Origin of the sequence: Massilia genomosp. 1 (assembly GCF_011682185.1) — a bacterium.
GTDB lineage: Bacteria > Pseudomonadota > Gammaproteobacteria > Burkholderiales > Burkholderiaceae_D > Telluria_A > Telluria_A rubra.
The window spans coordinates 1-13,757 of record NZ_WHJF01000142.1 but is presented as its reverse complement, the minus strand read 5'-3'; the positions used below and the strand labels follow the sequence as shown (position 1 = coordinate 13,757).

Below are 13,757 nucleotides of genomic sequence, written 5' to 3'. Positions count from 1 at the left end.
GAATGTTTTAGCGCGAGGACATCGCGTCTTAGCCTGTGGAGAGTCGGCGCAGTCAGGCCGCTCGATGAAGCAGGAACCCACCGAAGCGACCCGTAGATCATCACGCGGCGCCGTAGGAATTCCCTTCATTTAGGGAGGGGAGGATGTCAAGAGCAGCGGAGGATCGCCCGCCTCGGCCGTGTACGCCGGCGGATGGGGAGTGAGCGTCAGTTGCACCGGTTTCATCTGCGGATCGCCGACCCGCACATCGTCGATCTGGAACGACTTGTTGGTCGTGTACAGGCCGATCAGGCCGCGCGCGCGCCTGGCTAGCCATGCGGCCTCCTCACGCCTTGCCCTCGCTTGCCATGCATCGCCTACGCGCATGTCGCCTACGCGCATGTCGCCTACGCGCATGTCGCCTACGCGCATGTCGCCATCAGCTTCCCCCGATCTACTGAGATAGGCTCTAAGTGAAACAGCAGGCTACATCGTCAGTACCTCATCAAAAACTTGTTGAACTACGCCGTCACGGTGGTGTTGATCACCTTGCCGGCGATAGTCACGTTTGTCAGTTTTGCCGACTTTACGTTGTAGGCGAACCAAGGGCTGTCGGCATTGGCCGGGGTGCCGAAGTCGCAGTCGGCGATCGTGATGTCGCTGATCGGCACGATCAGCGATGGGTCGTCGCCGTTGTAATCGAAAGCGACAGGGCCGAGCAGCATGATGGCCTGGTAGCACGAATAGCTGCCGGCGCCGGTCTTGACGTTGCCGACCTTGACGTTCGAAATGTGGACGTTGGACACCACCGGCGGGCGCGTGCGCACGTTATCGGCGGTCGGCGCGTAATCGCAATCGATGGTGATCACCGCGCCGGCCGAGGACGACACGGTTTTGGGGGCGATCGGCGAGCCCGGCAGCGGGTTGTAGTGTTGCGGCGTGGTCTGCACCCCGTTCGGAATGGTCACGTTGCGCACGTAAAAATGCTTCAGGAAGCCGCCACGGTTCATGTTGGTCTTCATGCGGATTGCCGTGCTGAGCGGGCTGGTGGCCCAGTTCACATTGCGGAACTCGACATCCTGCGCATACACGTGCTCGATGCCGCCCGACATTTCGCTGCCCAGGGTCACGCCGCCGTGGCCGCTGTTCATGATGCACTTCTGGATCAGCACGTTCTGGGTCGGCCCGAACTGCGTGTCGAGATTCTTGCCGGCCTTGATTGCGATGCAATCGTCGCCGGTGTTGAAGGTACAGTCTTCCACCAGCACGTTGTCGCACGCTTCCGGGTCGAAGCCGTCGCTGTTCGGTCCCATGCTGTCCATGTGGACCTGGCGCATTTCGAGGTCGCGGCAGGCCACCGGGTGGTGCAGCCAGAACGGCGCCTGGTTGAGCTGGTAGCCCTTGAGCAGCACCTTGTCGCAGCCGATGAACTCGATCATGCACGGACGCAGGTAATGGCCGCGCCCGAACACGCGCTTGCCGACCGGGACGCCCGCTTCCGACAACGACGGCAGGTAGGATTCGTCGTTGCGCCAGCGGCTCGAATCGCCTTCGATCAGCTTGACCTGGGCCGGCGTCAGGCCCGGCGCCACCGTCAGGATGCTGGGCGGGTTGGCCGGATTGACCGCCACCTGCGAGGCCGCTTCCTTGCTGCCGGTGCGCTTGCTTTTCCAGTCCCACCAGCAGTCGGCGCCATTGAGCGGCACGCCGCCCTGGCCGTCGAGAATGCTGGTCCAGTCTTCGCCGGTCAGGGCGATGTTGTTTTGCTTGTGCGCATACACCAGCGGCGAATAATTCAGGCAATCGTTGCTCTGCCAGCGCGACAGGGTCAGCTTGCCGTTCGGGCCGCAATCGACCTCGCCGTATCTGGCGAAATCGTCCGGGTCATTGCTGAAGAACACATGCGCACCCGATTTGAGGTGGACATGCACGTTCGAGCGCAGCACGATCGGGCCTTTGCACAGCCAGGCGCCGGCCGGAATCACCACGCGCCCGCCGCCCGCCCTGGCGCAGGCGGCGATCGCGGCCGCAATGGCTGGATAGCAATCGTGCGCGCCGGCGGCCGGCGTGCTGACCATGCCCGGCTCGTGATGGCCGATAAAACCTTTCACGGTGCTCACCTTGCAGGGCTTGGCGCCGTGTACGGTGATGACAAAGTCTTGCTTGCGAAATAGCAGCGGCGTCTTGAAGCGCGCGGCAATGGCGTGCGCCTGCTGCCACGGGTCGGACGGCTTCTCGCCGGCCACGGCCGGCAGCGACATGGCGCCGCCGCCCAGGGCCAGGCCGGCGGCCCCGGCGCCGCGCAGCAGGGCGCGGCGCCGGGTATCAATCGAATGCTTGTTCATGAAGGTGCCTGCTGTATCAAACGTTGTACGTCAGAAGTTGTAAGTCAGAAGTTGTAAGTCAGAAGTTGTAAGTCATGCGCAGATTGTACGAGCGGCCGATCGGGTTGGCCGCGCTGCTCAGGTAGCCGAAGGTGTAGCCGCTGTGGTTGGTGACCGGCGGGTTTTCATCGAACATATTGGTGATGCCGGCCACAATGCTGATGTTCTTGAAGCCGGAATACGTGCCGGTCAGGTTCCACACCGAGTACGGCTTGATTTCGCGATGGTATTCGGCCGCCACCAGGTTCTGGTCGTCATAGTGCGCGTTGTAGTTCTGGGTCAGCTGCGCACTGTAGTCGCCGCGCTTCCAGCTGGTCGTCAGGGTGTGCTTCCAGCGGTAGGTGATGATCGGGAAGCTGCTGGTGGTGCCGTTGCTGGCCAGGCCGAAGCGGCCGACGTTGGACACGAAAGCGCTGTCTTTTTCCAGCTGGTTGTCGAACTGGGTCAGGTAGGTGCCGTCGAGCTGGAACTTGAACTCGCCGATGTCCATGCGCGGCAGCGCATAGTTCGCGGTGAGGTCGATGCCGGCGGTTTTCTGGCCGCCCAGGTTCATCGTCACGTTCTTGATGTAGGCCAGGGTGCCGTCCGGATTGCGCACGAACAGGTCTTTGTACTTGACCGTGTCCTGGAAGTAGACTTGCTCGGGCAGGTTGGCCAGCATGTTTTTCATGCGGATGTTCCAGTAGTCGAGCGAGACGGTCAGGTTCTTGACCGGCTCGACCACCATGCCGAGGGTCCAGCCGCGCGAAGTTTCCGGGGTCAACTGGTCGTTGCTGCCGGTCTGCTTGGGCAGGGCCACGTTGCATACCTCGGACGAGACCGCGCCGGCCACGGCGGTGCCGCTGCCGGCCACGCCTGGTTTGCCGCCCGGGCACAGGGCCGGATCGTCCCATTTGCCGGAGGTGTTGCCGTTGGCGCCAGGCAGGCGGTAGCCGTAGCGGTCGAACAGGGTCGGCGCGCGGAAGCCCGTATTGGCCGAACCGCGGAACATCAGGGTTGTCGACGGCTCGTAGCGAAAGCTCGCCTTCGGGTTGAAGGTGTTGCCGAAGTCGCTGAAATAGTCGTCGCGCGCGGCCAGGTTGACGGTCAGTTGCTTGCTGACCGGAATATCGAGCTCGGCGTACAGGGCCGACACATTGCGCGCGCCGTCGCCGTGCGAGGACGAGGCGTTGGCGTAGCTTACGTCATTGGTGATGCCCAGGCGCGTGTCTTCGGTGGTGTCGCGGTGGATGTCGACGCCGACCGCCATCGCCAGCGCGCCGCCCGGCAGTTGCATCAGGGTGCGGCTGGCGGTGGCGTCGAACCCGGCGAAGGTGCTGGTCGAATCGCGGTTCAACTGGCCATCGACCGAAATGTCACGCAGGTAGCTTTTGCCGGCTTCGTCCTGCAGGCCGAACGGGTTGAGCACGCCGCTGGCCAGGCCCGCGTTCAGGCCGGGGCCGCTGACGTAGCCGGTGTGGTAGTAGTTCTTGCGCTTGCTGTGGCCGTAGACCAGGCCGGCCTTGTAATCCCACTCGCCGATCTTGCCTTCATCGACCAGCGCCAGGCGCTGGTTCAGCTGCACGTCCTTGTTGCTGGCCAGCCCCAGGTCGGCCACGCTCCAGGTCACGAGCAGCGCTTCGCCTTTCAGGCCGGCCACCGCCGGCACGCCGCCGGCGCCGCCCGGATACCACTTGCTGCTGGCCGGCACGCGCGCGGCGAGGCCCTTGGCGGCCACGCTCTGGGTCGGATTGCGGGCCGAGTAGATGGTCGACTCGCCGCGCATGTAGTCCAGGCTGACCGTGTGCTCGTCCGAGAACTGCCTGGTGCCGCGCGCGTAGAAGGTCAGCTGCTCGGTTTCGTGCAGGGCGGTGCCGTACTCGTTGCTGTCGATGACGCAGGTATTCTTGGCGCCCTGGATCGAGTAGGGCGCGGCGCAGCCGGACTTGTAGTACGGGTTGGCGGCGGTCTTGTTGGTGGCGGTGGTGAAGTTGGCCGGGCTGGCATAGCCGCCGGTGGCCAGGGTCTGGGAGCGGCCGATGCTCGCCAGCAGTTCGGGCGAGCTCAGTTCGGCGCGGTCGCGCGCGGCCAGGCGGCTGCGCTGGCGGCCGTCGATGGTGCCGTACAGATTCCAGCCGTCGGTGGCCAGCTTGCCCTTGCCGAAGGTGGCCGAGAGGCGCTGCTCGTCGCCGCCGCCCGATTTTTCCGGCTGCACGTACTGGGCGGTGATGGAGCCGCCTTCGACGCTGTTTTTGGTGATGAAGTTGACCACGCCGCCGATGGCGTCCGAGCCGTAGATGGAGGAAGCGCCATCGCGCAGGATTTCGACCCGCAGCAGGGAACTCATCGGGATGACGTCGAGGTTGGCGTAGCCGTCGGCGATCGCCTCATTGGCCAGGCGGCGGCCGTTGAGCAGCACCAGGGTGCGGTTCACGCCGAGGCCGCGCAGGTTGATGTTGGTGCCGGAACCGGCGTTGGACGGGGCCAGCGAGTTCGATTGCGGCAGCGCCATCATCACATCGGCCAGGCTGGTCATGCCGCGCTTGGTGAATTCCTCGGCCTTGATGGTCGAGACCGGCAGTGCCATCTCGGTGGCAAGGCGCTTGATGCTCGACCCGGTCACTTCGATGCGCTGCATGCCCGCGTCAAGCTGTTGGGCCGCGGCCTGGTTCATCACCGTCAGCACCGCAAGGGTGATGGACGACAATACGAGTGTCGAGTGGATCGAGCTGGTGTGCTTGTTCATGTGAGACGGTCTCCTGCGGATTATTGTTTGACATTAAACGCTCCCGGCGATGGCGCGGAAAGCTGGTCAGGACACCTCGCGTATCCTGTGCCACGGCGACGAAGGCGCGAGCCGGGGTCAACATGGTCAATAATGGTTTGCTCATGGCTTGCTCGTGTGGTGCGGCGTTCTGCGCGCCTGCTCTCCACTGGTCTCTATATAGGTCGGTGCTTATCCTCGCGAAAAGGTGCGCGTCACCCGTTCCAGGTGGGCGCGCATGGCCGCGTGCGCTTCGGCCGGATCGTGGGCGACGATGGCGTCGAGGATGCGGCGGTGGTCGAGCAAAGTAGCCTGGCGCAATTCTTCGGTCTGGAAATGTTCCTTGAGCTTGTGCCAGAGGCGGCCGCGCTGCTTCCACAGGTGCTCGACCGCGCCGACCATGGCGCTGTTGCCGGTGGCGCGCGCGAGCGACAGGTGAAAGTCGCGGTCGAGCTGTTCGTTGCTGCTGTAATTGTCGTGCTGGCGTTCCATTTCGACGACGGCGCTGCGGATGGCGTCGATGGCGCTGTCGCTGGCCATGCGGGCGGCGCTGGCGCATACCTCGGCTTCGACCAAGCGGCGCGCGGCCAGCACTTCGAAGGGGCCGGGGCCGGCTTCGTCAAGCTCGGGGCGGGGAAGCGCGACGCGGCTGACGTAGACGCCGGAACCGCCGCGCACGTCGACCACGCCGCGCAGTTCGAGCGCGATCAGGGCTTCGCGCAGGCAAGCGCGGCTGACGGCCAGGCGGCTGGCCATCTCGCGTTCGGGCGGCAAGCGTTGGCCGGCGCCGATTCCCTGGTCGCGGATCAGTTCCTCGATGCGTCCGGCGACGATGCGGTACAGCCGCGGTTCGTGCGCGAGGGCGTTGTCGGGAGCGGGTGTGATTTTCTTGAGCATGGCGGCCTGCACATCTTTTGGTCAGGCCATTCTAAAGTGGTCTGACCAATCGCGCAAGGTGCTCGGGCCAAAATAGTGTGATCGGTGGTAAGGGCGGAACGCTGGTCGGCTCGCTCACTTCGCCAGCCGCCGTTGCATGGCGGCCAGGCGCCGGCCCAGGCGGGCCATCAGGCTGCCCAGCAGGTAGCGCACGGTGGCCAGCGGATGCTGTACGCCGTAGCCTTGCCGGCCCAGGTTCTGCGGCATGAAAAAGCGGCTGAAACGCTGCAGCGCGCCGCTCTCGCCGAGCCGGAAGCGGGCGTTGACGTGGGTGGTGTTGAAGCCGTATTCATTGGCGAACAGGAACACCGCGCTGGGCGAGGTCATGCAGATATCGGCCAGTTCATCGTCGTGCAACTGGGTGCAGCCGCGCAGGTAAGAGATGCGGATGGTCAGGGCGATGTCGGGAATGCGGATCACCAGCGGCTGGATCAATCCGGCCAGTTCCAGCAGGCAAGGCAGCCCCAGCAAGTTGGCGTTGGCGCCCTTGCGGTAGTTGTCGGCGGCGGCGCGCACCTGGGCCGGGGTGGCCGGCGCTTCGGACGGCAACAGTTCGCACGGCACCCCGAGCAAGCGTTCCCAATGCTCGACGGCCGCATCGCTGGCCCAGGCCAGGCTTTCGGCGGTGTCCACGCCGAGCGCGATGGTGTCGCCCGGTTGCATGAAGCGCACCGCATCGGTGGCGCGCGACAGGCGCGCCCACTGCGCCACGCGCTGCGGCGTGTTCTGGTGATCGTTCATATAGCAGTTGTCGATGTGCGAAAACGACACGAACGAGGCGAACGGCACCGTGATCCTGGGCGCGAATGCGGCGATCTGCAGCTTGATGCGGTGCAGCTTTTCGGCTGCGGCGGCGCAGCGCAGTTCGGCCTGGAAGGGATTGCCGACCCAGTTGGCGTAACCGAACTGGGTCATCAAGACATCGACCCGCTCGCACAGCAGCGCGATGCTGGCCTTGACCTGCGCGCACTGGGCCGCGCTGGTCAAGGCGCAGTCGTTGATGTTGAGCACGTGACGCCCGCCCGAGCTGATCAGGCAATACGCATCGCCGTCGGCATGCGCAAACACCGTGATGCGCATCTCCCCATCGAGCGCGACCGGAATGCCGGGCTGGCATTCGATGACATCGAAGCCATTGCCGCGCAAAAAATTGACCACGCGCTTGTCCTTGGTTTCCTGGAACAGCATGGTGACCTTGCCGGCAAAATCGCGCTTGAGCCGCTTGACGAAGGGTACCGGAAAATGGTCGGGATGCTCGTGCGAAAACCAGATGAAGGTGTTGCGCCTCCCCGCCGCCAATTCGGCGATCAATGCCGCGTTGGAGGTGCTGTCGTCGAGCAGGCTCCAGCCATTGTTGAAGACCGGGCCTTCGACCCAGGGATCGGCCAGCAGCACGGTATGCTCGTTGGCGATATGAAAGCAGGCGTGGTTGACGAAGGTGAGCAGATTATGGTTCATGGCGGCACCGGGTCAGCTGAGGGCGATAAACCGGCCGCGGTGAAAACCGAGCGACCGGTGCGGATGAAACTGGCAGCGCGCGACCGCGCCGACGAAAATCACATGGTCGCCTTCCACGTAGCGGCTGCGCGGATGGCATTCGAAGCACGCCACGGTGCCGTCCAGCACCGGCTGGCCGGCGGCCGAGCGGGTAAAACCGACCTGCTCGAAACGGTCTTCGCCCGCGCGCGCGAAACGTTGCGCCAGCGCGGCCTGGCTGTCGGCCAGCACGTTGATGACATAGCCCTCGGCCTGCTCGAAGGCGGCCATGCTGCTGGCCGTGTGCGCCAGGCTCCACAGCACCAGCGGCGGATCGAGCGAGACCGAATTGAAGGAATTGATGGTCACGCCGACCAGGCGGCCGTCGGGCAGGGCGGCGGTGACGATGGTCACGCCGGTGGCGAACTGCGACAGCGCCTGTCGGAAATAGTTACTGTCGAAATCGGCGGACGGGGCGCACGGAGGAGGGGCTTGCATGGCTGGCCTGCGCGTGGTGGAGGTTTACCCATACTAAAGGCGGTCGGGTGCGCGGCCTTGATCCCGCGCAAGCGGCCTGAACAGCTTAGTTGGCGGGCTGGTAGCTCTCCAGGATGGCCTGCATCCGGCCATTCTTGCGCAGCGCCAGCAGGGCGCGGTTCACTTGTGCCAGGGTCAGCTTGCCGCCGGGCCGCAAGGCGCAGTAGGTGTCGAACGGTTCGATGGCCAGCACCGTACGGCTCAGGCGCGCGCGTTCGGCGTGGGCGCGCCGCTGGTAATCGTAATACAGGGAATTGGTGAGCATGTAATCGAAGCGGCGGCGCAGCAGCTTGCGCAGGTTCAGGTCGTCGCTATCGGTGTCGTCGCGCACGAATTGCGGCCCCAGTTCATGATCGAGCACAGGGTAGCGGTAGCCGGTGATGGTGCCGGTGCGCGCGCCGGCCAGCTCGCGCAAGTTGCCCAGCGGCGCCGTCTCGATGCGCCCGACAATGATCATCTTGTTGGAAAAGACCGGGTTCGACCACTGCCAGCGCTGGCCGTCGAGCCATTCGGGACGCAGGTCGCACAGCAGGTCGACCTTGCCGTCGGCCAGCGCGGCCTCGACCCGCTTGCGCGGCAAGGTCAGGTAGCGCGGGCGTACGTTCAGCTCGCGCGCCAGGGCGTCGCCGACATCCTTGAGCAGGCCGCCGGTCAGCTCGATGCCCTGGAAACGGGTCATCGGCATGGCGCTGCCGGTGGACACGGCAAAGACGAGTTCGGCGCCGCCCGCGGGCAGCGCCAGTGCAATGGAACAGAGGGAGGACAGCAGCGCAAAACCAATCTTCATGCCGCCATCATACCTTGCCGTCGCCGGCAAGGGCACAGCGGCTTATTGGATCTTGGCGATCGACACCTCCGTCGACTTGACCAGGGCAATGACCTCGCTGCCGACCTTCAGGTCCAGGTCCTGGATCGAGCGGCTGGTGATGACCGAGGTGACGATGCCGTGCGCGGTGTCGACATCGACCTCGGAGACCACCGGGCCGGCGATGATTTCCTTGATCTTGCCCCTGAACTGGTTGCGTACGTTGATTTCCGAGATAGCCATGCTGTTCCTTTCGTGGGTGGGGGGAGGGTTCAGTAACACATGTGTTTCAGTAACTCATAAGAAGGCGCAACGGCTTGCTGCCGCTGTCGGGGCCGGGGTGGATCGCTTGCGGCGCGCCGCCGGCGAACAATTTCAGTTCCCCCGGCGCGAAGCGGTGCCACTGTTCGCCTGTGGTCAGGGGCAGGGTGGCGATCACGACGATCTGGTCGTCCAGGTGGTTATGCTGGCGAAAATCGATCTGCAGGTCGCAATCGACCAGGCTGGCGCTGGCGAACGGATAGGCGCGCACCACGTAATGCAGCTGGGTCGAGCAATGCGCCAGTAAAAGGTCGCCATTCGACAAAATGAAGTTGAAGGTGCCGTGGCGCGCGATCACCGCCGCCAAGGTTTGCACCGCTGTAAAAAGCGCCGCGCGCGACGGCGGCTGCACCGGAAAGCGGCGCCGCAGCCCGGCCAGCAGATAGCAAAAGGCGCGCTCGCTGTCGGTTTCGCCGGCCGGGACGACATGCGGATCGGGCGCCGGCTTGAACGTGCTCAGGTCGCCGTTATGGGCGAACGACCAGGTCGTGCCCCACAGCACGCGGGTAAATGGATGGCTGTTCTGCGGCGCCACCTCGCCCTGGGTAGCCTTGCGGATGTGCGCCACCACATTCTTCGCCTTGACGGGATTGTGCTTGAGCGCCAGCGCCAGGGGCGAATCGATGGACGGGCGGTCGTCGATGATCAGGCGGCAGCCGGACGGCTCGTGAAAGGCGATGCCCCAGCCGTCGCGATGCACGCCGGTCCGTCCGCCGCGCTCGCTGAAACCGGCGAAGCTGAAGTTCAGCGCCGCTGGCTTGCTGCTGTTCATTCCGAGTAATTCACACATGGGCGTCGCTTCCTGTTTGCATCTGTCGCCCCCAGCGTAGTCGCGCCGGACGCATCTGCAAACGACTATTTTCGCGTTTCGATAGAAGCATTTTGCGCATAAGCGCCCGGGGTCGATATGCACCGGCCGCATATCGATTGGCGAAACGATTCCTTCGCCGGTGCGCGCGGCGCGACTAGACTTTCTCCTTTACCTACAGCGAGACATGCCATGCCTTTCCCTACCTTGAACACTTACCTGGCCCACCTGTCCGACCCGGACCGTCCGGCCAGCAGCGTGTGCCTGGACTCGGCGGGCCGCGCCCAGGGCAAGTATTTCAACTGCACCATCACGAGCGCCTTCCAGCCGATCCGCGCGCTCGGCAGCAGCCGCATCGTCGCCTATGAAGGCTTGGCGCGCAGTGCTTCCGCGGGCGACGCCGGGCTTTCGCTGTGGAAGCTGCTCGACCACGCCGCCAGCGACGACGAATCGATCGAGCTCGACCGGCTATGCCGCATGCTGCACGCGATCAATTTCTTCCGCCAGGACGAAGCAGGGCACAGTGATTTGTATCTGAACGTGCATGACCGCCTGCTCAGTGCGGTCAGCAGCAACCACGGGCACGCCTTCAAGCGCATCCTGGACGCGCTGGACTTGCCGGTCGGGCGCATCGTGCTGCAACTGCCGGCCACCACGCCGCAGCAGGGATGGCTGTTGAACTATGTGGCCGACAACTACCGGCGCAACGGCTTCCGGCTGGCCTTGAATGCGGCTTCGGTGGCGCAAGCGCAGGCGATGGTGGTCGAGCAACGGCCGCACGCGATCAAGCTCGACGCGCGCTACCTGTCGGGCGGGGTCTCGCTCGAACCGCTGCTGGAGGCGGCCCGGGAGGCTGGCGTGCGGCTGATCTTCAAACGGGTCGAGACGGCGCCGGCGATCGCCACGGCGGAAGTGATCGCCGACCTGCCGCTGTACGCGCAAGGCTTCTTCCTCGACCAGCCGCAAGCGTCGCTGGTAACAGAGGCCGCCTTGGCCGCCTGACGCCCCCACCGCCGGTGTCACCGCCACCGCCGGTGTCAGGTCTGACATTCGGACACGGCCTCAGCTTTTACCGCCGATGTCTCCTCCGGTGTCAGGTCTGACATTCGGACACGGCCTGGACAGCGCCATGGATGAGGTCGTGTCCGAATGTCAGACCTGACCCCGGCGTCGGCGGCAGGGGGGCACGGGACGTATTTTTTCTCAATGGAAGGGCCTTTTCGCTTAAAATCCGGGGGCTATTAACGAATTTTGGGCAGGGGCAGGTATGGCATCAGCGGCAGATGGGCGTAACGATATGGTCGCATGCGTCCTGGGGCGGTAGGGCAGCGCCGTTCGCCGCCGGACCAGGGCGGCCGGCGCCTGGTCGGCGCCCTGCTCGTTTCGCTGCTGGTGCATGGCTTGATTCTGTCGCTTCAGTTCGGCATTCCCGCGCTCGGTTTGCCTGGCTCGGCCACGCCGATCGAGGTGCGCCTGGCTAATGTCGCCGATCAGCCCACGCCAGCGCCGCCGCTGGATACGCCGGCTGCGCTTCCGCCATTGCCTTTGCCGTCCCCCCTTCCCGAGCCCGACAAACCGGCAGCGTCGAGCGGCGGCATGCGTCTGATCGATCCGGTGCCGGCTCCGGCGCCCGTTCCCACCCCCGTCACGCCGCGCCTGGCGGTGAAGAAGGACAAGCCGCGCAAGGCCAAGCGCATCAGCCCGCCGCTGCCGGCGACCGATGCGCTGGCGATGGATTCGCGCGTCATGGTCCAGGATTCGGTGGTGAACGATTTCGCGGTGCCGATGCCGCGCCCGGAAGAAGCCGAGCAGAAAACCATCGATCTCAAGGAAGCCCAGCACGGCACCGACGATGGCAATGAAGCGACCAGCGCCGCCGAGGTCGCGGAAGCGGCGCGCACGGCCCAGCTGGCCGAGACCCGGCGCGCGGAAGAAGAAGCCGCGCGGCTGGCGGCGCAGCGCAAGCTGGAGACGGAAGAGGAGGCGCGCAAGCTGGCTGAGTTGCAGGCACGCCAGCAGCAGGAGAAGGCCGCCGCCGCCGAGTCGGCGCAGCAACAGGAGCAGCAGGCCCGCGTGGCGCAGCAGGCGCAGGTGGAGGCCGACGCCGCGCGCGAACGCGCCAGCGTGCTCAGGGCCGAGCAGCAGAAAACGGCGCAGTTGGCGCTTCAGCAGAAGGCCAAGCAACAGAAGGCCGAACAACAGAAGGCCGAGCAACAGAAGGCGGAGCAGCTGCGCGCAGACCAGCAAAAAGCCGACCAACAGAAGGCCGACCAACAGAAGGCTGAGCAGTTACGCGCCGATCAGCAGAAGGCGGATCAGCAGAAGGCGGACCAGCAAAAGGCCGAGCAGATGCGCGCGGAACAGGCGAAGGCCGAGCGTCAACGCGCCGAACAGCTCGCGGCCCAGCAGCAAGCGGCGCAGAAAGCGGCCGAACAACAAGCCGCGCAAAAACTGGCCGAGCAAGCCGCCCAGAACAAGGCCGACCAGGCCGCGCAAGCGTCCGAAGCCGCCCGCCAGGCGGCGCTGCAAGGCGGACGCGAAGGCAGCGGTACCCAGGCCGCCAATATACCGCCTGGCGGTACCGCCGCCGGCGCTGGCAGCGGCGCCGGCGGCAAGGCGGTCATCCCCAAGAACCTGCTGGGAAGTGAACTGTCGAACCGCGCGCGCGAGATGGTCAAGGGCCTCGATATCCTGTCCGGCACGCCGCCGCCGCCGATGCGCGACGAGCGCCGCGTTGCCGTCGGCGCGGCCGAACGCGATCTGCCCTTGCGTATGTACGTCGAGAGCTGGCGCCAGAAAATCGAACGCAATGGCGGCGTGAATTATCCGCGCGGCTGGGCCGATGCGGAGTACACGCACGCGCTGGTGAACGTGGCGGTGCGCAGCGACGGCACCGTGCAGGACGTGACGATCCTGCGTTCGAGCGGCCGCGCCGACATGGATGAAGCGGTGCTGCGCATCGTGCGCGTCAACGCGCGCTACGCGCCGTTCCCGCCGAATATCGCCGCGCGCTACGATGTGATCGACATTCGCCGCGTGTGGCAGTTCGGCGATAATCTCAAGCTGATGGAAGAAGTGCGCTAGGCGAAACCGGTTCGAAACCCGCTTTGCTTGCGCAAGTCGGCCTCGCAACCAGACATCGCGATCGCCCTCATTGTCGATCTCGACGCTTATCGGAATTGCCTGTACCCGCCGGAAAGTAGGCATGCCCTGGACCCTCGCGTCCTTAAAGCAGCCCACTGTCTTGCTTGCCGTTGCGAGGGATGGTACGGGTCAGGCGGCCGGCTGTGGAGCGCTGGTGGCAGGCCTGCATTTGGTAAGATCAACTTAGGGCGAACCAGCAAGACAGCCAACCTCGCTTCGCGCTTCCTCATCGCTGAGGAGTTTCTTGCCACTCCGCTCCGATATACGTCGTTGCATTCTCGACAATGCCGGAAAAATGTAGCGTGTGCAGCTTTCTGTTTGCCAGACATCTCCGGTGAAGATGTTGACCGAGTAATGTCCCTGCGTATTGTTCACATACGCCAAACCGTAGCTGTGATATCCCGGAATAGACGGCGGACTGGCTGGCCTCGGACCATCAATCCACAAATGCGGATCGGACATCTTGTAGCCCTCGTGTTTTAGCACCACCCGCAAAAGGCCCAATGCCGTTTTGAGTGGAAGTTGACTTCGGCTACCATATCGGCTACCGCTGTGAATGTCTGCGCCTTGCGGCGCTTGTCGATGTCCGGTCCGGAGCAGGGTCAAGGGCGGGCGGCGCGAAGC

Annotated in this window: 12 protein-coding genes; 2 read left to right on the top strand and 10 right to left on the bottom strand. The window is 64.7% G+C overall.

Translation table 11 applies throughout. The annotated features are described in order from the left end of the window. Window positions 1–129: 129 nt before the first annotated feature. The 9 genes from F1735_RS30425 to F1735_RS30385 all read right to left on the bottom strand — a co-directional run bounded on the left by F1735_RS30425 (window position 130) and on the right by F1735_RS30385 (window position 9,971). Window positions 130–411, bottom strand: a complete 282-nt coding sequence (locus tag F1735_RS30425) for a hypothetical protein (RefSeq protein ID WP_167240416.1) — start codon at window positions 409–411, stop codon at window positions 130–132. A gap of 89 nt (window positions 412–500) precedes the next feature. Further along, on the bottom strand, window positions 501–2,324 hold the full coding sequence (locus tag F1735_RS30420; protein WP_167240415.1) for a glycoside hydrolase family 28 protein: 1,824 nt from the start codon (window positions 2,322–2,324) through the stop codon (window positions 501–503). Between the two features lie 58 nt (window positions 2,325–2,382). Then, window positions 2,383–5,088: a TonB-dependent receptor gene (locus F1735_RS30415; RefSeq protein WP_167240414.1), complete on the bottom strand. Its 2,706-nt coding sequence runs from the start codon at window positions 5,086–5,088 to the stop codon at window positions 2,383–2,385. Window positions 5,089–5,298: 210 nt separating this feature from the next. Further along, a complete protein-coding gene (locus tag F1735_RS30410) occupies window positions 5,299–6,003 on the bottom strand; it encodes a FadR/GntR family transcriptional regulator (protein ID WP_167240413.1) in 705 nt (234 codons plus the stop codon). Window positions 6,004–6,117: 114 nt separating this feature from the next. After that, window positions 6,118–7,500, bottom strand: a complete 1,383-nt coding sequence (locus tag F1735_RS30405; protein ID WP_167240412.1) for an MBL fold metallo-hydrolase — start codon at window positions 7,498–7,500, stop codon at window positions 6,118–6,120. Between the two features lie 12 nt (window positions 7,501–7,512). After that, window positions 7,513–8,016 carry a flavin reductase family protein gene (locus F1735_RS30400; RefSeq protein WP_167240411.1) on the bottom strand — a complete coding sequence of 168 codons (504 nt, stop codon included), beginning with the start codon at window positions 8,014–8,016 and terminating at the stop codon, window positions 7,513–7,515. A gap of 85 nt (window positions 8,017–8,101) precedes the next feature. After that, the gene (locus F1735_RS30395; protein WP_167240410.1) at window positions 8,102–8,842 is read right to left on the bottom strand and encodes a substrate-binding periplasmic protein; all 741 of its coding nucleotides are present in this window, start codon (window positions 8,840–8,842) and stop codon (window positions 8,102–8,104) included. A gap of 42 nt (window positions 8,843–8,884) precedes the next feature. Beyond that, window positions 8,885–9,103, bottom strand: coding sequence for a TOBE domain-containing protein (locus F1735_RS30390; protein WP_167240409.1), 219 nt, complete (start codon window positions 9,101–9,103; stop codon window positions 8,885–8,887). A gap of 46 nt (window positions 9,104–9,149) precedes the next feature. Further along, window positions 9,150–9,971 carry a class II glutamine amidotransferase gene (locus tag F1735_RS30385; protein WP_167240408.1) on the bottom strand — a complete coding sequence of 274 codons (822 nt, stop codon included), beginning with the start codon at window positions 9,969–9,971 and terminating at the stop codon, window positions 9,150–9,152. A gap of 210 nt (window positions 9,972–10,181) precedes the next feature. Between F1735_RS30385 and F1735_RS30380 the strand changes: the two genes are divergently transcribed. Next, entirely contained in the window at window positions 10,182–10,991 is an 810-nt protein-coding gene (locus F1735_RS30380; RefSeq protein WP_167240407.1) for an EAL domain-containing protein, read from the top strand. 303 nt (window positions 10,992–11,294) lie between these two features. Then, a complete protein-coding gene (locus F1735_RS30375) occupies window positions 11,295–13,073 on the top strand; it encodes a TonB family protein (RefSeq protein ID WP_167240406.1) in 1,779 nt (592 codons plus the stop codon). Between the two features lie 243 nt (window positions 13,074–13,316). Here the strand turns inward: F1735_RS30375 and F1735_RS35870 are convergent. Continuing rightward, window positions 13,317–13,757: hypothetical protein (locus tag F1735_RS35870; RefSeq protein ID WP_222853119.1), on the bottom strand; the 441-nt coding region annotated here is incomplete at its 5' end.